Raw genomic sequence first — 320 nt, forward strand, 5'->3', positions numbered from 1 at the left:
GGATATGCGCAGGCTCCGACGGCTGATCGTCCCGTCGCGGCTGCGGGCGACGCTGCCGGATTGGATCGAGGCGATACGTGAGCTGGTAGGCCAGTACGGGCAGGCGTCACAGTCGCTGGCCGCCGACTACTACGAGGCGCAGCGCCTCGCAGCTGCCGCCGCGGGCCGGTTCGCGGTACCGCTGCTGGACCCGCCGCCGGACGAGCAGGTCGATGCCTCGCTCCGGTGGGCGACGAAAGACCTGTGGCCGCGGGAACCGGAGCAGGCCACCGAGGCGCAGCTCGAACCGCTGGCCACGCGCCTGGAGCAGGCGCAGCGGA

General features: G+C 72.5%; 1 pseudogene. It reads left to right on the forward strand.

The window, feature by feature from the left end:
• Positions 1-320 (forward strand): annotated as a pseudogene (locus IF89_RS0136515) (hypothetical protein); the annotation flags it as partial.

Source organism: Streptomyces sp. NRRL F-2664, from assembly GCF_000719345.1.
Taxonomy (GTDB): Bacteria; Actinomycetota; Actinomycetes; order Streptomycetales; family Streptomycetaceae; genus Streptomyces.